This window comes from Paraburkholderia sp. GAS348 (assembly GCF_050434205.1).
GTDB lineage: Bacteria > Pseudomonadota > Gammaproteobacteria > Burkholderiales > Burkholderiaceae > Paraburkholderia.
The window spans coordinates 1-18,838 of the sequence record NZ_JBNPVT010000011.1 but is presented as its reverse complement, the minus strand read 5'-3'; the positions used below and the strand labels follow the sequence as shown (position 1 = coordinate 18,838).

Annotated in this window: 21 protein-coding genes and 2 pseudogenes; 12 read left to right on the top strand and 11 right to left on the bottom strand. The window is 57.8% G+C overall.

Annotated features, from left to right (window positions below; all coding sequences use genetic code 11):
• Nucleotides 1-68 precede the first annotated feature (68 nt).
• Complete coding sequence (locus tag P3T22_RS19300) at nt 69-233, bottom strand: DUF4365 domain-containing protein (protein WP_429325845.1); 165 nt, start codon at nt 231-233, stop codon at nt 69-71.
• Nucleotides 234-1,381: 1,148 nt separating this feature from the next.
• Between P3T22_RS19300 and P3T22_RS19295 the strand changes: the two genes are divergently transcribed.
• Nucleotides 1,382-1,981 carry a transglycosylase SLT domain-containing protein gene (locus P3T22_RS19295; RefSeq protein ID WP_429325844.1) on the top strand — a complete coding sequence of 200 codons (600 nt, stop codon included), beginning with the start codon at nt 1,382-1,384 and terminating at the stop codon, nt 1,979-1,981.
• A gap of 94 nt (nt 1,982-2,075) precedes the next feature.
• On the opposite strand, the gene P3T22_RS19290 is transcribed toward P3T22_RS19295, so the two are convergent.
• From P3T22_RS19290 to P3T22_RS19275, 4 genes and pseudogenes are all read right to left on the bottom strand, one after another.
• Nucleotides 2,076-2,297: a hypothetical protein gene (locus tag P3T22_RS19290; protein WP_429325925.1), complete on the bottom strand. Its 222-nt coding sequence runs from the start codon at nt 2,295-2,297 to the stop codon at nt 2,076-2,078.
• A gap of 236 nt (nt 2,298-2,533) precedes the next feature.
• Nucleotides 2,534-2,902 (bottom strand): VOC family protein, encoded by a 369-nt coding sequence (locus P3T22_RS19285; protein WP_429325839.1) that lies wholly within the window; start codon nt 2,900-2,902, stop codon nt 2,534-2,536.
• 177 nt (nt 2,903-3,079) lie between these two features.
• Nucleotides 3,080-4,222 carry an epoxide hydrolase family protein gene (locus P3T22_RS19280; protein WP_429325843.1) on the bottom strand — a complete coding sequence of 381 codons (1,143 nt, stop codon included), beginning with the start codon at nt 4,220-4,222 and terminating at the stop codon, nt 3,080-3,082.
• 610 nt (nt 4,223-4,832) lie between these two features.
• A pseudogene (locus tag P3T22_RS19275) lies at nt 4,833-5,080 on the bottom strand (transposase domain-containing protein); the annotation flags it as partial.
• A 453-nt stretch (nt 5,081-5,533) separates the two neighbouring features.
• Between P3T22_RS19275 and P3T22_RS19270 the strand changes: the two are divergent.
• The 4 genes from P3T22_RS19270 (at nt 5,534) to P3T22_RS19255 (ending at nt 8,242) form a co-directional block, all read left to right on the top strand.
• Nucleotides 5,534-6,427, top strand: a complete 894-nt coding sequence (locus P3T22_RS19270; RefSeq protein ID WP_429325842.1) for a LysR family transcriptional regulator — start codon at nt 5,534-5,536, stop codon at nt 6,425-6,427.
• Nucleotides 6,428-6,539: 112 nt separating this feature from the next.
• On the top strand, nt 6,540-7,289 hold the full coding sequence (locus tag P3T22_RS19265; protein ID WP_429325841.1) for an SDR family NAD(P)-dependent oxidoreductase: 750 nt from the start codon (nt 6,540-6,542) through the stop codon (nt 7,287-7,289).
• Nucleotides 7,290-7,376: 87 nt separating this feature from the next.
• The gene (locus P3T22_RS19260; RefSeq protein ID WP_429325840.1) at nt 7,377-7,667 is read left to right on the top strand and encodes a DUF1330 domain-containing protein; all 291 of its coding nucleotides are present in this window, start codon (nt 7,377-7,379) and stop codon (nt 7,665-7,667) included.
• 206 nt (nt 7,668-7,873) lie between these two features.
• Nucleotides 7,874-8,242, top strand: coding sequence for a VOC family protein (locus tag P3T22_RS19255; RefSeq protein ID WP_429325839.1), 369 nt, complete (start codon nt 7,874-7,876; stop codon nt 8,240-8,242).
• Nucleotides 8,243-8,709: 467 nt separating this feature from the next.
• On the opposite strand, the gene P3T22_RS19250 is transcribed toward P3T22_RS19255, so the two are convergent.
• Nucleotides 8,710-9,078 (bottom strand): winged helix-turn-helix transcriptional regulator, encoded by a 369-nt coding sequence (locus tag P3T22_RS19250; protein ID WP_429325838.1) that lies wholly within the window; start codon nt 9,076-9,078, stop codon nt 8,710-8,712.
• A gap of 89 nt (nt 9,079-9,167) precedes the next feature.
• Here P3T22_RS19250 and P3T22_RS19245 point away from each other — a divergent pair, with 89 nt between their 5' ends.
• From P3T22_RS19245 to P3T22_RS19220, 6 genes and pseudogenes are all read left to right on the top strand, one after another.
• On the top strand, nt 9,168-9,494 hold the full coding sequence (locus P3T22_RS19245; RefSeq protein ID WP_301787116.1) for a nuclear transport factor 2 family protein: 327 nt from the start codon (nt 9,168-9,170) through the stop codon (nt 9,492-9,494).
• Nucleotides 9,494-10,273 (top strand): SDR family oxidoreductase, encoded by a 780-nt coding sequence (locus P3T22_RS19240; protein WP_429325837.1) that lies wholly within the window; start codon nt 9,494-9,496, stop codon nt 10,271-10,273. The genes P3T22_RS19245 and P3T22_RS19240 overlap by 1 nt, the downstream gene beginning before the upstream one ends.
• A gap of 238 nt (nt 10,274-10,511) precedes the next feature.
• Nucleotides 10,512-11,222, top strand: coding sequence for a helix-turn-helix transcriptional regulator (locus tag P3T22_RS19235; protein WP_429325836.1), 711 nt, complete (start codon nt 10,512-10,514; stop codon nt 11,220-11,222).
• Between the two features lie 74 nt (nt 11,223-11,296).
• Nucleotides 11,297-12,400: a DNA alkylation repair protein gene (locus tag P3T22_RS19230; RefSeq protein WP_429325835.1), complete on the top strand. Its 1,104-nt coding sequence runs from the start codon at nt 11,297-11,299 to the stop codon at nt 12,398-12,400.
• A gap of 1 nt (nt 12,401) precedes the next feature.
• Nucleotides 12,402-12,560 (top strand): annotated as a pseudogene (locus P3T22_RS19225) (ABC transporter ATP-binding protein); the annotation flags it as partial.
• Between the two features lie 394 nt (nt 12,561-12,954).
• The gene (locus tag P3T22_RS19220) at nt 12,955-14,646 is read left to right on the top strand and encodes a methyl-accepting chemotaxis protein (protein WP_429325834.1); all 1,692 of its coding nucleotides are present in this window, start codon (nt 12,955-12,957) and stop codon (nt 14,644-14,646) included.
• Nucleotides 14,647-14,770: 124 nt separating this feature from the next.
• Here P3T22_RS19220 and P3T22_RS19215 read toward each other — a convergent pair whose 3' ends face one another.
• The 4 genes from P3T22_RS19215 to P3T22_RS19200 all read right to left on the bottom strand — a co-directional run bounded on the left by P3T22_RS19215 (nt 14,771) and on the right by P3T22_RS19200 (nt 17,167).
• Nucleotides 14,771-15,031: a hypothetical protein gene (locus P3T22_RS19215; protein ID WP_429325833.1), complete on the bottom strand. Its 261-nt coding sequence runs from the start codon at nt 15,029-15,031 to the stop codon at nt 14,771-14,773.
• Between the two features lie 129 nt (nt 15,032-15,160).
• Nucleotides 15,161-15,541 (bottom strand): DUF4148 domain-containing protein, encoded by a 381-nt coding sequence (locus tag P3T22_RS19210; RefSeq protein ID WP_429325832.1) that lies wholly within the window; start codon nt 15,539-15,541, stop codon nt 15,161-15,163.
• 67 nt (nt 15,542-15,608) lie between these two features.
• Nucleotides 15,609-15,935 carry a DUF4148 domain-containing protein gene (locus tag P3T22_RS19205; RefSeq protein WP_429325924.1) on the bottom strand — a complete coding sequence of 109 codons (327 nt, stop codon included), beginning with the start codon at nt 15,933-15,935 and terminating at the stop codon, nt 15,609-15,611.
• Nucleotides 15,936-16,627: 692 nt separating this feature from the next.
• Complete coding sequence (locus P3T22_RS19200; RefSeq protein WP_429325831.1) at nt 16,628-17,167, bottom strand: cytochrome b; 540 nt, start codon at nt 17,165-17,167, stop codon at nt 16,628-16,630.
• Between the two features lie 365 nt (nt 17,168-17,532).
• Between P3T22_RS19200 and P3T22_RS19195 the strand changes: the two genes are divergently transcribed.
• Nucleotides 17,533-18,042: a DUF1269 domain-containing protein gene (locus P3T22_RS19195; RefSeq protein WP_429325830.1), complete on the top strand. Its 510-nt coding sequence runs from the start codon at nt 17,533-17,535 to the stop codon at nt 18,040-18,042.
• 43 nt (nt 18,043-18,085) lie between these two features.
• On the opposite strand, the gene P3T22_RS19190 is transcribed toward P3T22_RS19195, so the two are convergent.
• Entirely contained in the window at nt 18,086-18,736 is a 651-nt protein-coding gene (locus P3T22_RS19190; protein ID WP_429325829.1) for a Tn3 family transposase, read from the bottom strand.
• Between the last annotated feature and the right edge of the window lie 102 nt (nt 18,737-18,838).

The window sequence follows — 18,838 nt, the reverse complement described above, 5'->3', positions numbered from 1 at the left end:
ATGGTCCATGACTTGCCGGTCCGCTTTATCTGACTTTTGTCGACGTAGACCCAAAACGATTCGCCCGATTAAATGAAATGGGTGACGAGAATGACATGCAGTGAATGATTCGTCCAATAGTCGAGATGTGTGAGCTTCTCACGAAAGATGTAAGAGTCGTCGCATTCGGCGAAGTGGCTTGGACCGGTTCTGATCTGGATCGCAATCAGCTTGCCGGTTGGTTGCTCGTCCACTAGCCCGACATGGGACCTCCGCCGTCTTAACGACCTCGTCGCGGTGATACCGGCGCCTAATCTGCTATGGCTCTCAAGTCCACTTCCCGCCCGCCCAGCAACGGGTAAATTTGGTCTCGATTCTGATCATTGTGAAAAGGCCTGGGTTGGCGTCCGGCTTGAACCGCATTTCGTCGGCGGAACCATACAACCGCTACCCCGCAAGGCACGCCGACCTGACCCGCGACTTCTACGCTCACTGAGTGACGAACATAGCCTGGATAATTCGCACGTTATTACGGCAACCGGCGTGGCGGGCTCAGGGCGGGTAGGGGGCAGAGACGAAGCGCGCATGCTGTGCCGGGAATCAGGGCGTTACTTGTATGCCGCAGTCGAGGTTAAACGCCCCTGTTCAGGTCCCCATTTGCTGCCGCTTGATTGGCTCGCCTTGGCCGTGCGGTCCCCACCGCTCACGATAAAGTCAGATGGTTGTCGTGTTCGCAAGGCGCTGCCACATAGGGATAGTCCTAACCCCGTAAGGCTTTACGAATGGAAAGTATTGTACTAGTCTAAACTTTACAAATGGAAAACATAATAATCATCATCGATATTCGGTAAATCGAAAAAGTCCAGGGTCGATTGTTGGCGAAAGTCCGATCTTCGAACCTTGGCCTGCTGTACGTGAGTTCGGCTTAGTGTTCCCGGGAAATTTCGCGTACCAGGGGGAGGGGGACTATGTGTCGGTATGGAGGCAAGCCAAATGAGTCCAATTACAGTGAATTCCGCACCAGAGCGTGTGAGATTCGCGCAGCGATCGCTTCGTTCTGTGGTGGAGAAATGGCTTAGGCCAACGCCGGCCGCACCTGCCCGAGTGAGCGACTTCAGTCGAATGGCAATCGGCGGCACGCGCTTCGTGCGCGTCGAGGTGTCGCGACAGGAGCGACGGATTTCCTTCCTGTTCTTCCGGCACATCGACGGTACGTGGAATGTTTTTCCGCCAGCGACACCGCGTCCGATGACGAAATTCTATTGAATGATACCTGCGCCGGCCAAACGCTTGGGCGGCCGTCATTTGAGCGTGTCAGCGACGAAAGTGTCCGTCAATGCAGCCCCGTGCCTACCTGGGGAATGCTCTTGGTGCGCGGTAATAATTTTCAGGAACATAGGCCATGTTTGCGGACCTGAGCGAGGATTTTATTGATTGGCCGCGCGCTATTGCGCACCGCCTCCACGGTATTGTCTTCGCGGCAATTGTGGTCTTCGGGTCGCTAGCGGGACTGTGTTATGGCGCTGATTCGCAGGTTTGGCAAACGCCCACTCACACTTTCGACGCGCCCCGAGAGGGCACGCCCACAGCAGAGGAAATCGCAACTGTTGTGAGCGCCCGCTTTCATATAGGGTTGCCCGACGCATTGGAAATCAGTCACGCGGTGCTGAACGCAGCCAGGTGCTACACAATCTCGCCGTTCTTATTACTTGCAGTGATCGCGGTCGAATCTAGTTTCGACCGATTCGCGATAAGTGTGGTCGGCGCCAAGGGACTCATGCAAGTGCTTCCATCTCAGCACAGAGACCGCGTCCTTCGAACGTCCGATTTGACTGACGCGCGAACGAATGTCCGAATCGGGTCAGAAATTCTTCAAAACTACATAAGAGCGGCAGATGGAAATCTTGAGAGCGCGTTATATCGCTATAGCGGCGGCGCAAGGGGCTATGCGCGACGCGTTGTCGATCACATGAGCACAATGAAAGCGGATCTCGGTTTCTAGTCGCGGCTTGGTTTGGAATCGGCTGATGACGTTCAATAAGTAAATACGGAGCAGAGTGATCGAGAAAATCGCATCTCGTGGCAGGTGAACGGGGCTACAGCTCCGACCACATCGACGACTCATTCGGTAAGGCAGCGTATTGCGTCGGGTTGCACAAATCTGTTCCCGCTCGGCTGCCGACGCCCGACGGGCGGCCCTCCGGGTGGGAACAATATTGGGCGGCCGGCTCCAAATTCGAGAAGAATGCCGTTTGCAGGTCGGGGACACCATTGAGTAACGCCGAAGTCTTGGGACAACGCGCGCAGTCCTCTTCAATGCGATAGTCATAGCCTCATCGGAAGAACGACTTCCACTTGTCATCCGCAATGCCTCGATGATCTGGTGAGGTATCAACTAGTGAGGATATCTGCTCTTTTCGCTGGAGAATCGCCTCCGCTTCACCTCGAATAGTTCACCAGTTCCCCCTCAAGCTGACCGATCCATGGGGACAGCGAAAATGCCAAGGGCCGGATTATGGCGGCTGACCTCGAATGGGTAGATGGCTCGTCCCTTTTATTTGTAGAGCCAAGGCTTATAGGCAATCTCGATGTTGTATCCGTCCGGGTCGCCGATGTTCGCCGCGAAGTAGTCGGCACGCCATTCGGGCCGAAGGCTCGGTTCCTTGTTTGAAGTAGCTCCCGCGTCTATCGCCGCCTTGTAGCTGGCCCTGACAGCGTCTGCGCTCCTGGCGGTGAATGCGACATAAAGGTCTTTGGCGACTTCGCCATTCTTCAGCCAGAAACCCGGATTGCTATTGATCGCGAAACCGTGCAGTTGATCGAACTTGTAGGGCATGTCGATGCCAAGCGGCTCAAGCAGCTTCTTGTAAAATTCGCTCGACCGTTCCAGGTCAGAGACGGGGAGATAAATATGGTCAATCATGGCTTTCCTCTTTTCGTTTGACTTTGACAGCCCCGATCAGGGCCCTCCTAAATCCTCATCCGGCAAGTTAGTTTGCCGAGGTCAGGTCTTCGTTTCGCTCTAGGCCGCCGTCGGCAGGCGGCCCAACCGACCTTCAGGTGAATAGCTTGCGCGGATCCGCGCCTGGCGCGGCCACCCTCAACGCACCTTGGCGAAGCAGTCGCGGATTTCCTTGGCGTGCAGCGCCGGCTGCTCCCAGGCGGCGAAGTGGCCCCCCCGCTCCAGGATGTTGTAGTGGATCAGGTTCGGCATCCACCGATCGACCCAGCGCCGAGAGGGGCGGAGGGTCTCGCGCGGATAGACACTGACACCTACAGGAATCTCCAGCCTGACCGACGCGACGCCCATGGCGAAGCTTTCCCAATATAGCCGGGCGGAGGAGGTCGCGGTCCCCGGCAGCCAGTAGAGCATGATGTTATCCAGCATCTCGTCCAGGGTCAGGGCGTCTTCGGGGTTTCCCTGATTGTCGGTCCAGGCCCACATCTTCTCAAAGATCCAGGCCGCCTGGCCGACCGGCGAGTCGGCGAGTCCGTAGCCTAGCGTCTGCGGTCGCGTCGACTGCTGCTTGAAATAGCCAGAGCCCTTTTCCTCCCAATGGGCCAGCGACTCCACGGCGGCTTGCTCGAACGGATCCATATCCTCGAGCTGGTCGGGTTCAGGAAACACCAACGGCATGTTGACGTGGATCGCCGCGCAGTCATCCGGCTTCATCACGCCGATGGCTGTGGTCACCACCGAGCCCCAATCGCCGCCTTGCGCGACCCAGCGTGTGTACCCGAGGCGCCGCATCAGCGTGATCCAGGCGCCAGCGATCTGGGGAATGCCCCAGCCTGTCTCGGTCGCCTTGTCGGAGAAGCCGTGACCAGGCAGCGAGGGGGCGATTACGTGGAAGGCGTCCTCGGCCTTTCCGCCGTGGGCGGTCGGGTCGGTCAGGGGACCGATGATCTTCATGAATTCGATCACCGAACCTGGCCAGCCGTGAGTGATGATCAGCGGCAGGGCATTCTCGTGTTTCGAGCGCACGTGCAGGAAATGGATGTCGAGGCCGTCCACGGTGGTCTTGTACTGGCCCCAGCCGTTCAGCGTCGCTTCGCAGCGGCGCCAGTCGTAGCGATGACGCCAATGATCGACCAGCGCCTTGACTTTGGCGAGCGGTGGACCCTGGGTCCAATCCGACACCGTCTCCGCGTCCGGCCATCGGGTCTGGTCGATGCGGCGGTTGAGGTCATCGAGGTCCGCCTGCGGAATGGCGAGGGTGAAGGGGGTGACGGTGTCATTCATCCGGCGTCTCCTTTGTTAAATAAGGTCAATAGACCTATAATAACTGTCTATAGACCTACATGCAAGCAGAGTCTATCTATGGTAAAAACCAATATAATCTCTTAAATTTGCAAATTATCAATTGTAAGATATAAAAATTGAGGAAATTATATAGGTTTGTTGACCTATATATAAAGATAAGCCGATTCGGGGAGTTCGATGAATACCTGAAGCCGTGGCCGGAGGTTCTTCCGATCTCGCTGTTGCTGTTCAGGTGGTGACGGGTGTCCTTGATACGGGGCAAGGACAGAATTTGAACCGGGCATCCGACATGCTGGTGAGGCCCTCATCCCGCAGTCACGTTGCTCGTCGACGGCATATGCTCGCGTCTGAGAGCGGTCGAGGAACTTGGCTTCGTCGACCGCGACAGCATCGTCGCGCTGCCGGCCGTAGGACGGACCGACTGGCGATCGCGAACCAGAAGGCGCGCCAACCGGGGCCGGATGCGGAGAACTCGGGAGGCGTTTAGGAGCAGGAGATGGGTACGGAGGGGCAATCTTTGCGTTGGCTGATCGTAAGCGCGCAATCCAGCACAAGGAACGGCGAAGTTCGCGGCAATGCGCCGGTTGGATCAACCGGGGTTACTTGCTGCAGCCGCGAACTTCGCGAAGTTGAAGGGTAGCAGGTCGGCGACATCGGCATCCGGTGCACGCTGCGGCAACTCGGTGAGCGCGTCCACGAGTATGCGTAGGGTTCGACATTGCAGGTCCGACACGTGAGCATCAGGCTGTAGACCATTGGGTTCGCTTTCGCTCCGGCAACCGTGTCACTGAACAGCCACGAGAATCTGCCAATGCAGAATGGCCTGATGTCGCGGTCGTATCCGTGGAACGGAATTATGCAAGGTCCAGAGAGGTTACACGCAGCGCGTTCCGCGTCGCCCAGCGTTGTTCGGCACGCGATAAGCAGGCAAACCAGGCAGCCACATGACGGGAAACGGGGGCGTCGCACGTTGCAAGACCGCAGTCTTGCTGAATTCTCCAACTCGAAACGTACTGCGAAAACCAGCGCCCCAAACCAAAACACGACTTTTTCAACAGAATCGACCAGTTCCGGACAGTCCTGAACGAGCGCTATCTGGAAGCCGGACATCGCGGCGACGGGCGCACGGCCGAGAGCCTGGGCATGTTTTCCCAAGGTAACTACCTCATGCTTCGTCACAAGAGCCGCAAAACGGCCCGGAGAGGCCCCCTCAATTATGGAATAGATTTGCCCATGATCATGCAGGATCTATTCCTTAGTAAGATAGTCCATTCCCCGTAGGAGGATCGGATGGATCGGCTCGAAGGCATCAAGATATTCGTGCGCGTCGTAGAAAGCGGGAGCTTTTCAGCGGTTGCGCGTGAGCTTGGGACAGGGCAGCCGGCGATCAGCAAACAGGTTGCCGCGCTCGAAGAACATCTCGGTGCGCAGCTTCTTATGCGCACCTCCCGCAGCCTGAGCCTGACCGAGGCCGGGCGCGACTTCTACGAATCTGCGGTACGACTCATCAGCGATCTCGAGGCAGCGGAATCCCGCATCGGTTCGGGACAGGTCTCGCCGTCCGGCGTGGTGCGTGTCAGCGCCGCGCCCGCCTTCTCTCGACTCTATGTCGTGCCGCAACTCCCTGCGTTCCGCGTTCGCTATCCCAAGGTCGTTGTCGAGTCGCTCGTCTCCGAGCGGACGATCAATCTCGTTGACGAGGGCATCGACCTCGCCATTCGCAATGGCGCCCTTGCGGACTCTAGCCTTATCGCGCGCAAGATCGGCGAGTTCGCCCTCGTCGCCGTAGCGTCTGCGGACTATCTGGAACGCAGAGGAGTGCCGAAGCGACCGAGCGATCTCGACCGCCACGACGGCGTGTTTTTTGTCTCACGGGATGGACCGCGACCCTGGACCTTCGCCAGCCGCGCCGGGGTGGTATCCCATCAGGCGGCGGCATCGTTTCGCACCAATGATGGCGAGGAGCAACGCGCCGCGGTCCTTGCCGGCCTCGGTATCACCCAGGCGCCATACTGGCTTTTTGCGGCCGACATACGCGCCGGAACGGTGCGGCGAATCCTGCGCGATTGTGAGCCGCCCAGAATTCCGATCAGTGCCGTGCGACCCGCGTCCCGCAGTCTGCCCAGCAAGGTCGCAGTGTTTGTTGACTTTCTGGCTGCGCTGCTCGCCCAAATGGACGACTGATCCATTCCCCAATGGGATCGATGCTATCCAAAGTTAACGTCTAGTCCGCGCCTGGTGGAATTGATAGATTTGCATCACCGACAAACGAGATGTTCAAACGAGGTGATGCATCATGAAACGGCTCGACAATAAGGTTGCGATAGTGACAGGCGCTTCAAAAGGAATCGGCGCGGGCATTGCAAAAGCCTTCGGCGCGGAAGGCGCGGTGGTGATCGTGAATTACGCGCGCGATCAAGCGGGCGCGGAACGGGTGGTGCGCGAGATCACCGGCAAAGGCGGGCGAGCTATCGCCGTGCAAGGCGACGTGGCACAGAGGTCCGACGCGCAACGCCTCGTCGCGGAGGCGAAAAATACCTTCGGCCGTCTGGATGTGCTCGTGAACAACGCGGGCGTCTTCTCGTTTGCGCCCTTTGAGCAGTTCAGCGAGCAGGAGTTTCACCGTCAGTTCAACACGAATGTGCTTGGCACGTTCCTCATGATCGAAGCCGCTTTGCCGGCCTTCGGTACGGAAGGCGGCAGCATTATCAATATCGGATCGACGGAGAGTGTCGCTGCCGACCCGACCCTTTCGATCTACGTGGCGTCAAAGAGCGCTGTCGATGGCTTGACGCGCGTGCTCTCAAAGGAGTTCGGTCCCAGGAAAATCCGCGTTAACGCTCTCAGTCCCGGTGGAACCGAAACGGAGGGTGCGCACGCGGCAGGCGTCATGGGAACGGAGTTTAAGAAGCAGATAATCGCAAGTACTCCGTTGGGCCGCGTCGGCCAACCCGAGGACATCGCACGCGTGGCCGTATTTCTTGCCTCGGATGATGCGGGCTGGCTCACGGGAGAAATCATCTTCGCGAACGGCGGCAACAGGTAAAACGCCTTCTTGGTTAATAACGCGGGCTACGGCCCAAGGGTTTTCATTGGAATTTCGGTAATCGATTAACAAAGTAGGAGAGCGATCATGTCCGCATACATTGTCTTCACTAGAACTAAAACCATCGATCAAAAAGAGTTCGAAAAATATCGGACTGGAATCAAAGCAACGATGAAGGATCATCCTATCGAAGTGCTCGTAGCCGATGGAAAGCACGAAGTCCTTGAGGGTGATCCGATTGAGGGAATGGTCATTGTGAAATTCCCGAACGTAAAAGCTGCAAAGGATTGGTGTTACAGCGAAGCCTACCAAAACGTCGCCAAGCACCGCAAGCACGGGGCGATCTATCACGGACTCCTTGTTGAAGGTGTCAGCTGACGGAGAAGAAATGCATGCTCAATGGCGCCATCACTCCCTTCACCTTCATCCTGGACCGGGGAGCACTTCGCCGCCTGGGAGGAGCCAGCGAGGAGATTCGCGACTGCTTCGCCGAGGTGCGCTGACCCTGGCAAACTAACTTGCCGGATGAGGATTTAGGAGGGCCCTGATCGGGGCTGTCAAAGTCAAACGAAAAGAGGAAAGCCATGATTGACCATATTTATCTCCCCGTCTCTGACCTGGAACGGTCGAGCGAATTTTACAAGAAGCTGCTTGAGCCGCTTGGCATCGACATGCCCTACAAGTTCGATCAACTGCACGGTTTCGCGATCAATAGCAATCCGGGTTTCTGGCTGAAGAATGGCGAAGTCGCCAAAGACCTTTACGTCGCATTCACCGCCAGGAGCGCAGACGCTGTCAGGGCCAGCTACAAGGCGGCGATAGACGCGGGAGCTACTTCAAACAAGGAACCGAGCCTTCGGCCCGAATGGCGTGCCGACTACTTCGCGGCGAACATCGGCGACCCGGACGGATACAACATCGAGATTGCCTATAAGCCTTGGCTCTACAAATAAAAGGGACGGAGATCTATGATCCCTTCATCGCGGCAATCCACAAGCAGCACATGAGATAGATCGCGATACTGGAATTACCTTCGCTGATATTGCGTTTCGTCGCGGGAAAATGTCCCGACAAGAACCGCCAATGAATATCGATCCTGCGAGGATTCTTTGGTGCTCTGAGCAGTCTTGATCGCAGCTAAGGCAAGATAGCGAATGACTGCTTTGCGCAGCCGAGTTGAGCGAATCGACCGTCTCAAATTAGCCGACATGAGACGACCGCGGACAACGCGTCGGCCTTCATCTCGTCGGCCACCACGGAAAGTGACGGATCGCTGACGCGGTCCGACCATACCGGGACCCGACTGCGTGGCTCCGAAAACGTTGGGCGAGCACCCAAAATCGATCCAGACGCATCCGTTGGTTTGCCGCAGACACCTCGTCGACCACCCACAGAATTCGAATTCAGGAAAACAGGTCTGTCAGCCTTTGGCACGCACACTCGACGCAGCCGATGGAAAGTCTTCACGGCGCTCCGCCCATTTCAGGATCGCATCCAGTGCAGGGCAGAGAGCCTGGCCCCAATCGGTCAGGCGATAGTCCACCTTCGGCGGCACCTGGTGATAGACCGTGCGCGTGACAATTCCGTCCTCTTCCAAGCGGCGTAGCTGCTGGGCAAGCATCTTTTGCGTGATACCGGGGATCAGCCTCTCGAGGTCCGAAAAACGCCGCACCTGGCCACCGAAAAGGTGAAACAGGATCACCAGCTTCCAACGACCTTCCAGCAGTTTGAATGCGGCTTCGACATCGACCGCGGCGGTCGCAGGTGTGTAGGCTTTTCGGTTGGGCACGGCTTACTTACTTTTTAGTGCGTTCTTGCGATGCGGTAACTATAGCGCCATTATTGGGACATGCAAACGTGACGTTCAGGAAAAGTCCGATGAACATGACATTGCCGCCGCCACTGGATGCCTATCTAAACGCGGAAACCACCAGCGACACTGCCTGTCTTGCGAACTGCTTCGCCGCCGATGCCGTCGTGCGCGACGAGGGCCGCACTATCGAGGGGCTCGAAGCCATCCAGGCTTGGAAGAAAGACACCAAAGCCAGGTACCAGTACAACGTCGAGCCGTTGGACCTGTCCCAGGATGGCGCCGCCGTCACGATGCGCGCTAGGCTCACGGGCGCCTTCCCCGGTAGCCCGGTTGAGCTGACGTACACGTTTGTCCTGGCCGGCGGCAAGATCGCGTCTCTGGAGATCCACTGATGAGCGCCGCACCCGAACTTCAGGGCCTTCGGGCGCTTGTCACAGGCGGGACCAAAGGAGTCGGTAAAGCCGTTGTCGCGCACCTTTGCGAGGCCGGCGCGAATGTCCTTGCGACGGCACGTTCGCGTCCCGATGACCTTTCCGAAGAAATGTTCATCGGTGCGGATATCACGACGGCCGAGGGCTGTAAAATCATTGTCGACGCCGTGCTCGAACGGCTCGGCGGCGTCGATTTAATAGCGCACGTGGCGGGTGGCTCATCTGCGCCGGCGGGTGGCTTCAGGGTGCTCGACGACGACGAATGGAACAAGGCATTGAGCCTGAACCTGTTCCCGGCAGTGCGCATCGATCGCGCGCTGTTGCCCTTGATGGTCGAGCAGCGCTCGGGCGTCATCATCCACGTCACGTCGATCCAGCGGCAGTTACCGTTGCCGGAGGCCACGATTGCCTATGCCGCCGCCAAGGCTGCCCTGTCGAACTACAGCAAAGCCTTGTCCAGGGAAGTCAGTCCGAAAGGCGTTCGCGTCGTGCGTGTCTCCCCCGGCTGGGTCGAGACAGATGCGGCTGCGGGTCTCGTTGCTGAGATCGCCCGGCGGAACGGCATCGACCCGGAAGGCGCCCGCAAGATCATCATGGATTCGCTCGGGGGCATTCCTCTCGGCCGGCCATGCTCTCCCCGAGAAGTCGCAGAACTCATTGGCTTCCTCGTCTCCGCTCGGGCCAGCGCCATCACCGGCACTGAGTACGTCATCGACGGCGGAACTGTTCCGACCGCGTGATCTGAGCCGCTTGTCGGTGGACGTTGACTTGCTTCGGCTTACGCGAAGCGCGTTTCGCAGGTAGCTATTCGCGGTTCTCGTTCAGGCGCCGGCCTTTTACGTGGTGTGCCCGCCCAATGAACCTCGGCTTTTCTGCAGCACGGCCAACCGTGGTGGGCCGAGCATTATTCACCGTTGTCATCGCACCTGGACGTCAGGTCACACAGGTAGCTTGGTCATTTCTGGGGAGGAGTGAGGCATGTCGCGTTCGGGACGGCTCCTGGGCCTGATGGAGATACTGCGCACCAGGCGATGCCCCGTGACGGCCGCGCAACTTGCCGTCGAACTTGCGGTGTCCGAGCGGACGATTTATCGCGACATCGCTGAACTGACGGCGCAGGGCGCTGCCGTCGAAGGCAGTGCGGGGGTGGGTTACGTGCTCAAACCTGGCCATTTCCTGCCGCCGCTTATGTTCGCGCGCGAGGAAGTGGAAGCGATCCTGCTTGGGCTGCGCTACGTCGACCAGCGGGGCGACGACGTGCTCAAAACCGCTTCCGCTGCAGCATTGGTGAAGATCGTTGCGGTGCTGCCGCCGGTCGCGGGTGCCACGCTCGACGCGCCGCTTGCAATGCCGGGGCCGCCGGCGCCGTTCTTTCCTCATAACGTAGTCGAACTCGACCGCTTGCGCGCGGCGATTCGAGCGCAGTGTCGCCTCGAAATCGTCTATGCCGATGCGGCCGGGCGTTCCTCGCGGCGAGTGGTCTGGCCGGTGCAAATCGGTTTCATGGACAGCGCGCGCGTGCTTGCTGCATGGTGCGAACTGCGTAAAGCATTTCGCACGTTTCGGACCGACCGAATTCTCGAAGCGAAAGAAGGCGCGCGCTATCCGGGACGCCGTAGCGAGCTGATGCGGGCGCTGCATGAGCACCTGACGCTCTCCGCTCAAGCACAGCCTGCTGACAGAAACTGACAGTTGCTTGCGCGACACTGTCAGCTTTCCGGCCCATTGATAACCGGTCAGAACACCGGGTATCTGTAGTGACTATGACTACTCGAGTTAACACCCCGCTCAAGCATTCGATGGGCGCGCGACAGTTTCGCGCTCTTTCGGCCGTACTGCACGCGATTGAATCCACCTTCGAGGAGCCGGTCTTTCTCGCGACCGCGCTCGACGGACTTGAACACCTGACGCTGATGGAGCGCGTACGTCGCGCCAGTGATGCGATTGACGCTGGCTCACGTGGACTACGGGGCGGTTACGATGCGGTACTCGCGCTCTTGACGCAGGCGGCGCCGCTGCTCGGCAAAGGGTTCGTGTCGCTCGTACTGCCTGACTATGTCGGGCAGTACGGTCGTCATGCATTCGAGCGATCTATGGACGCGCTGAAATACTTCACGCCATTCGGTTCTTCCGAATTCGCAGTGCGCGAATTTTTGCGTGATGATACGCACCGCGCGCTTGCGATCATGGAAACCTGGTCTACACACTCAGATAATGCGGTGCGGCGACTCGCCAGTGAAGGCAGCAGGCCCCGCCTGCCCTGGTCATTCCGGCTAGGTGAAATAGAGGCCGATCCGTCGTTAGCGGCGCCGATTCTCGACAGACTGAGCGCTGACCCGAGTGCATACGTACGCAAATCGGTGGCAAATCATCTGAACGATGTGACGAAGACGCATCCGGCGTGGGTGCTGGAGCGAGTCGGTCAATGGCATGGAGACAATCCCCATACTCGATGGATCGTTCGCCACGGGCTGCGCACGTTGGTAAAACAGGGTAATAAGCAGGCGCTTGCGGTGCTGGGCGCGGGGGGCGCGCCTGAGATTGTGCTCGAGGTGTTTAGCGTGACTCCGCAGCGGATTGTCATCGGTGACACGATCACGCTCGGCTGCGAGCTGAGCTCGGCGGTGAAGGCGGCGCAGAGGCTCGTCGTCGATTATCGCATCAGATATGTGAAGCGCAACGGCGCGACGGCTGCGAGGGTGTTCAAGCTGAAGGAGCTGACTCTGGAACCCAGCCAGCATATTTCGTTGAGCCGCACCCAGCATATTCGCAATTTCACGACACGCACGCACTATGCTGGCCGGCACGTGGTTGAGCTAATTGTAAATGGTGAGGTCGTTGCGAAATCATTCTTTAACCTCGTCTGATATGGTCGAGAAGACCTTCGAGGTGGTGCGCGATGTGTCGAAGGAGGGCATCACGGTGCTGCTGGTTGAGCAGAACGCGCGTCTCGCGCTGCAGGCGGGGAACTGTGGCTACGTGATGGACTCGGTCATGGTGACGATGTGCGGCGACGCAAATCAGTGAGCGGTCCGCCTCACCGTTGCGCAGATGCTCTGGCCCGATCCGGGTGCGGTGCGCAAGATTTGACGCTTCGCTTCGGGGCATGGAAATAAGCAGCACCTTTTGAAACGTCCCAGCATGGGGCTGGCGATAGGATTGATGTTTTTTGTTGCCGGACACGTCCAGTCTCCGGCTCGTTCAGTTTGAGGTGCGATGTGAGGATGACTGCGAGCAGTTTCACGAGCAAACGCCTCAGCCCTACTGGCTTTCCGCGTCTGTTTGCGGCGTAACATTTTTGTCATATTGATCGTTTTTGCTGAAACCATACTCAAGTTGTTGAACATCACTGCCGTCATCTTCAGTCAAGGGACATTCAACATCGAATGTCGTCAGGCAACAGCTCAAGGGGACACGTGGAATGACGCTTGCAAACCTGAAAATTGGAGTACGCCTCGGCGCGGGGTTTGGATTGGTCCTTCTGCTAATGGTGGTCTTGATCGTCACTGGTTTGATTCGCCTGGCGCATATCGGGGAGATCAACGACGACATCATTCACAAGCAGTGGGCAACGTCTGACGCTGCACAGGTCATCAATACCCGCACTCGCGCCAATGTCCGCGCTACGCTGCAGCTGTTCATCACGAGTGATAGGGATAAAGTATCCGCGCTCTACCGTGAAATCGACGGCAACAAAGCAATCGTCAATGACGCACTTGGGCAGCTTGACCGGCTTGTCTCTACACCTGAGGGTAAGAACCTACTGGCCGATATTAGGGAATCGCGCGCTGCGTATATAGGGTCCGTCGACAAGGTAGCCCAACTGATCGCGCGGGGAGAGCGTGATGATGCGGCCGCGATGATGAATGCCGAAACGCTACCGGCGTTCGATCGCCTGCAACAACATGTTACCGACATGGCGGAGTTGCAACGACGCCGCGGGGAGGAGCGCGGCGCGCAAGCGGAGCAGTACATCGTCTCGGCCCGTGACATGATGGTCGGGCTTGGTCTGGCGGCAGTCGTGATCGGAATTGTCTCAGCGTATGCGCTGACGCGTTCCATCACACGTCCACTGAATGAAGCGGTGAAAGTCGCACAAACCGTGGCCGCCGGAGACTTGACGAGTGACCTTCGCGCCCGATCACGCGATGAGATAGGCCAATTGTTGGAAGCGCTTGCCAAAATGAACGAAAACCTGAAAAAAATCGTTGGCGAAGTGCGCAAGGGCACAGACATGATCGCCACTGCATCGAGCCAGATTTCGAACGGGAACCAGGACCTCTCGTCTCGAACCGAAGAGCAAGCGACTTCACTTGAAGAGACCGTCGCATCAATGCAGGAACTCACGAACACGGTCAAACAGAATGCAGACAGCGCGCTGCAGGCAAACCAACTCGCGCAATCGGCCTCTGAGGTCGCGATAAAGGGTGGCGCCGTTATCTCGCAGGTGGTCGACACGATGGCCGTGATCACAGGATCAGCCAACAAGATTGTCGAGATCATTGGGGTTATCGAAGGCATTGCGTTCCAGACCAATATCCTGGCGCTCAACGCCGCGGTCGAAGCAGCTCGCGCCGGAGAGCAAGGTAGGGGCTTCGCAGTCGTAGCGGGTGAAGTGCGAAACCTCGCGCAGCGTTGCGCGGCAGCTGCCAGGGAAATCAAAAACATGATTGGCGAATCGGTGGAGCAGGTGCAAGCCGGAAGCCGACTGGTTGCGCAAGCTGGCATGACAATGGACGAGATCGTCGTGAGCGTCGAGCGCGTGACGGGCATTTCGGGCGAGATCACTGCCGCGAGCCAGGCGCAGAGTGCCGGGATCGAGCAGATCAACCAGGCGATGGCGCACATGGACCAGGTCACGCAGCAGAATGCGGCGCTGGTGGAGGAAGCCGCCGCAGGAGCGCAATTGTTGTATGGTCAGGCGGGCGAGCTCGCGGACCTGGTTGGTGTGTTCAAGCTCGACGACGTGAGGGCAGAGGCCTCGACTAAACGGCCAGATGCTGCGCCTGGAGGGACCTTTGCCGTGCGGGAGGCGAGGAAGGTCGGCTCTGCCGCGCGCATGATGGTCGAGCGTCCGGAAGCGGGCCGCGATTCGCAGTGGAAGCAGTTTTAACCACAAATATCATCAATTTCGCGAGGACGTAATGAGCTTTTGTTGAACCAATTCGACAATGACTCGCTAGCTAGTACCGGGCAGTCCGTCAAATGTTTCCGTATGCAGTGTCACCGTGGCGTTGTTAAGCATCGGTCCCAGTGAGTAAGAACACTCTTGAACTTGTTGAAGTCATGCGAACAGACGCGCACTCTTCCAGCGGCGCCGGTATCGACGCAGCGTCGTGATCATCCAGCAATGGTTCCTGCGGTGCGGGGGAGATCAGTTCGATGCCGCCCAGCGCAAGCTTTTCGTCGAGCGTAACTTCGACAAGGGTTGCTTCATGTGAGCTAGCAGAAGACGCGTACACGACGGGCGAAAGATCATCAGCATCTGAAATAACCATGAGCTTCGTACACTTGCTCGTCTGCGACTTTTTCTCGTCGTGCCATGCCGGGCAAACTAACACGGCACGCGAGAAGTTGGCACATGGCGTGTATAAAATCCCTTCCAGCGAAGCGCGATGGCGTGCGGCTCACGAGCCGAAAAAAATATCGCAGAAGCTGACAGGTCCGACGCACGTCGACGGATTTGAGGGATGCATATCCTGTTTTTTGTGGCCAGAATCGCTCGTGCCTTTCATTTCGGCACCCATGCCACTCTCGCTTTTTTGCTGCTGGGGTGTGGCGGCTTGCTGTTCAGCGTCCTGGGCGGCTACTTTCGCCTCCGCAGCCTGGATATCGGTAGGATAGGTCGCGTCATCGCTGGTCGACGGATTGTATCCAGCCTGTTCGAGCTTGATGAGGTCGGCGCGTACCTGCGCTCTGGTGAGCGGGACGGACGCGGACTGCGCAAAAGTCGATGTGGAGATGACGACCGCACTGAGCGTCAGTGCCAACAGGGTGAGCTTTTTCATGATTGTGACTCCTTCCAACAAAGACCCCGGTTTGCCGGGGAACGGGTGAAGCACGTTGTCGTGTGGCTCAAGAGCCGGAATAAATAGTGCAGAAGCTGACAGGTCCAACGCAGGCTGACAAAGCTGAAGGAGGTGTCTCCCGTTTGATGTGGCCGGCATCGCTTGTGCCTGTTGTTGCAACACCTATCCCACTGTCGCTGTTTTGCTGCTTGAGCCGCGTGACCTGCTGTTCAAAGATTGGCGCAACGTCGGGGTACGACGTGTCACTCACGAAATTCAGACCGTTGCGTTCGGCTTCAATCAACTCCTGCCGCACCTGCGCCCGGGTCTTTTCCTGAGCCTGGGCATTGATCGCAAAGCCTGCAGCGGCGGCGAGAATCAGGGAGAGAATCATGGTTCGTTTATTCACTTTGGACTCCAATTTAAATTGCTGGAAGTTGGTGGTTCGCATCATGAAGCGCTCGGAGGACTCAACCGGGTTCCCCTTTTCTCTATTCGCTTCAATGTGAGGGACCCGAAACGCTTTAGTCGTCATCAGCGTGCTCACACCACGGTATACCGGGAGCGGGCGCCTCTTATTCCCAAAGTTGCCAGGGATGCAGGTAAAACATAATGCAGTTGGCGACCGCGTCGTCTGGCAAGTTGCTGGTGCAGATCAACGGCATTGGTCACTCCATCCCCGGCCACACATTAATCTCAGCCGCAGGACACGGAGGCGACGATCAGCGTCAGCGAAGTGACGCCCTCCGATCAGTTCGATTCAAAGTGCCGGCGCATATCCAATACATCAGCGCGAACGACGGACGCTTGTAGCCCAATTTCGTGCGAAGAATGCAGCATATCGTTGGAATAAACAGGCACACTCTCGGGTATTTTTTGCCAGACGCCAGGAAGCCTGAAGGACACGCCGATGGGCGACGATGGGAGGATGGCCAATAAGGTTCCGGACGAGCGCAGCGGGATCTCGTAGGCGACCTCAAAGCGATTGAGGAATCAGGTTCACCCGTGATCAGGAATGGAATTCCCGTTTGCAGCAAACGCTGAAGACAACGCGGGAGGGGGCGCCTCCCGCGAAGTTCCTGTAGATCAGATTCCCATGCGTTCAGCAACGCCGTCGCGGTCGATGAGCTTATGTTTCAACGCGGCGGCGATATGCGCAATCATCAGGAGCGCAAGCGTCAGCACCAACCCGCGGTGCAGCGTGTCAGTCAGCAAACGCAAAGGTTCGTCCCTGCCGATGAAGACCGGTAACTCCACCAAACCAAAAAAACTTACCGGATGTGCGCCCGCCAATCGGTGCACGTAACCGGCCAGCGGCACCAGGAACAGCAGTGCGTACAGCGTTCCGTGCAACACGCTCGCGGAATATGCTTGCCACTTCGGAATGCTGGACGGGAGTGTCGGCGGGGTATGCATAAAGCGCCACAATAGGCGTGGTGCCATCAGCATGAAGATCAGGCTGCCGATCGATGCGTGATAGAACAAGATGCCGTTGAAGCGTGGTGAGTTATGCGGGAACGTGTCCATATAGAGACCGATCGACAGGTTCAACAGGATCAGGAACGCAATGGACCAGTGCATGATGATGGCGAAGCGTGTGTAAGTGTCATTGTTGGCGCGGGACATGAGAGATCTCTCTTTTTAAAATAATGTGACGGGCGGAACCTCGCTTGCCAGATCAATCGGCAATGCAAACTGCGCGGCCGCAAACTGAGAAACCATCTCGAAGCCGGATTTATTCCCGTCGCTCGCATCAAAGTGGTTGGGCCACTCTGAATGCAGCGGTGCGCGCTCCCTGCACGAGTACGCACCATCGAGCAGGTAATTCCTGCGATTACGCTGACCTGAGCACAACCGCAAGTACGCGCGATCCATTCCCGGTCGGTTGCCAACACACCTGTTCTTCGGGAATAACCTCACTCGAGTTGCGGTATAGACAAGACACCCTCCCGATGTTTCGGGACCGGTGAACGACCGCTCGGGAGAAGGACATGAGACGTATCTATTTGCTATTGCCGAATGTGCATAGTGCACAGATGACTATCAACGAACTTCTGTTATTGCGGGTCGAGTGGCGACATATCCACGTGATCGCCAATCACAATGTGCCGCTCGAGGATTTGCCAGAAGCAACCCTGGCGCAACGCAGCGATCTGTTGCCCGCCCTCGCGAGAGGGGTGGCGATGGGCGGCCTCACGGGGACGCTGGCCTCACTAGTCGCACTGGCGTTCCCGCCGGCCGGCCTGACGATTGCAGGCGGCGCGGTCGTGGCGATCACGCTCTGTGGCGCCGGCTTTGGTGCATGGACGGCGACGATGATTGGCGTCGATGTACCGAACACGCGGCTCAAGCGTTTTGAACAGGCTATAGAAAAAGGTGAACTGCTGATGATGATCGACGTCGCGAAAGATCGCGTCGAAGAAATCGAGGAGGTGATCAAACTGCGTCACGCCGAGGCCGATATCAAGGGAACGGACCCGACAATTCCGGCGTTTCCGTGACGCTGCGTAATGCCATCTGGTTCCACCGCAATGACGCGCTCCGTCATGATGTGCGGTGCAATATGAACGACAGAAAGCTCGTCGTCGTGATGGGCGGCGCGGTGGTGCCCGCGCCCCAGTAGGTTGTGAAGGGCAGGCAATGCAGATAGTTGGCCAGTTCTTCCGATCCTTTCTGGTGGGTCTCGTCGCGGATATACCAGGCGACCAGCCATGCAAGTTTTGCGGCGCTTGTGCCCGCACAGGTATCGACCATTTTCTCGAGGCCAAGGTTGAAGGCATCGACGAGGATGGCGGTCAGCAGCAGTGTCCGCTCGGGCGCTTTCGCCTCGCACTTCCGGTGCGTGAAGCGGCGGGTGAAGTCGGTCCACAGATCGACCTCGAGCAGCCGATCCGTGCTCTTCACGCGCGGCATCAGGTCATAGGCCTGCGGCCTGAGCACATTCGCCTCTGCCAGCGTTGCGTCATCCGGTGGCGAGATCCTGGGTCCTCTGTCGTGCAGCCCAACATCAGGCGGTTTGCCCGCTGCCACGAGCCGACTGATTTCATCGAGCGCTTCGTGCAAATGCTCGAGGCGTTCATCCAGATAGAGAGCCGCTGACGTTTCGACGGCCAGCCGAAGCTGGTTCTCCCGTTGCTGCTCGCCAAACGTTGCGCACGGCTTCAGGTATTCATCGAAGTCCCTGATTTGGCTCATCCTAATGTAGGTCCAAAAACCTATATGACGTTTTTTAATTTCATATCTTACAATTAAGATTGGGCAAGGAATTGGGATTGGATGGGGGTTTTACCTAGATAA

Excerpts from the sequence above, each read along its gene's own strand:
- P3T22_RS19295 (WP_429325844.1), top strand. The coding sequence starts at position 1,382 with ATGTTTGCGGACCTGAGCGAGGATTTTATTGATTGGCCGCGCGCTATT.
- P3T22_RS19285 (WP_429325839.1), bottom strand. The coding sequence starts at position 2,902 with ATGATTGACCATATTTATCTCCCCGTCTCTGACCTGGAACGGTCGAGC.
- P3T22_RS19280 (WP_429325843.1), bottom strand. The coding sequence starts at position 4,222 with ATGAATGACACCGTCACCCCCTTCACCCTCGCCATTCCGCAGGCGGAC.
- P3T22_RS19270 (WP_429325842.1), top strand. The coding sequence starts at position 5,534 with ATGGATCGGCTCGAAGGCATCAAGATATTCGTGCGCGTCGTAGAAAGC.
- P3T22_RS19265 (WP_429325841.1), top strand. The coding sequence starts at position 6,540 with ATGAAACGGCTCGACAATAAGGTTGCGATAGTGACAGGCGCTTCAAAA.
- P3T22_RS19260 (WP_429325840.1), top strand. The coding sequence starts at position 7,377 with ATGTCCGCATACATTGTCTTCACTAGAACTAAAACCATCGATCAAAAA.
- P3T22_RS19255 (WP_429325839.1), top strand. The coding sequence starts at position 7,874 with ATGATTGACCATATTTATCTCCCCGTCTCTGACCTGGAACGGTCGAGC.
- P3T22_RS19245 (WP_301787116.1), top strand. The coding sequence starts at position 9,168 with ATGAACATGACATTGCCGCCGCCACTGGATGCCTATCTAAACGCGGAA.
- P3T22_RS19240 (WP_429325837.1), top strand. The coding sequence starts at position 9,494 with ATGAGCGCCGCACCCGAACTTCAGGGCCTTCGGGCGCTTGTCACAGGC.
- P3T22_RS19235 (WP_429325836.1), top strand. The coding sequence starts at position 10,512 with ATGTCGCGTTCGGGACGGCTCCTGGGCCTGATGGAGATACTGCGCACC.
- P3T22_RS19230 (WP_429325835.1), top strand. The coding sequence starts at position 11,297 with ATGACTACTCGAGTTAACACCCCGCTCAAGCATTCGATGGGCGCGCGA.
- P3T22_RS19220 (WP_429325834.1), top strand. The coding sequence starts at position 12,955 with ATGACGCTTGCAAACCTGAAAATTGGAGTACGCCTCGGCGCGGGGTTT.
- P3T22_RS19215 (WP_429325833.1), bottom strand. The coding sequence starts at position 15,031 with ATGGTTATTTCAGATGCTGATGATCTTTCGCCCGTCGTGTACGCGTCT.
- P3T22_RS19210 (WP_429325832.1), bottom strand. The coding sequence starts at position 15,541 with ATGAAAAAGCTCACCCTGTTGGCACTGACGCTCAGTGCGGTCGTCATC.
- P3T22_RS19205 (WP_429325924.1), bottom strand. The coding sequence starts at position 15,935 with ATGATTCTCTCCCTGATTCTCGCCGCCGCTGCAGGCTTTGCGATCAAT.
- P3T22_RS19200 (WP_429325831.1), bottom strand. The coding sequence starts at position 17,167 with ATGTCCCGCGCCAACAATGACACTTACACACGCTTCGCCATCATCATG.
- P3T22_RS19195 (WP_429325830.1), top strand. The coding sequence starts at position 17,533 with ATGAGACGTATCTATTTGCTATTGCCGAATGTGCATAGTGCACAGATG.
- P3T22_RS19190 (WP_429325829.1), bottom strand. The coding sequence starts at position 18,736 with ATGAGCCAAATCAGGGACTTCGATGAATACCTGAAGCCGTGCGCAACG.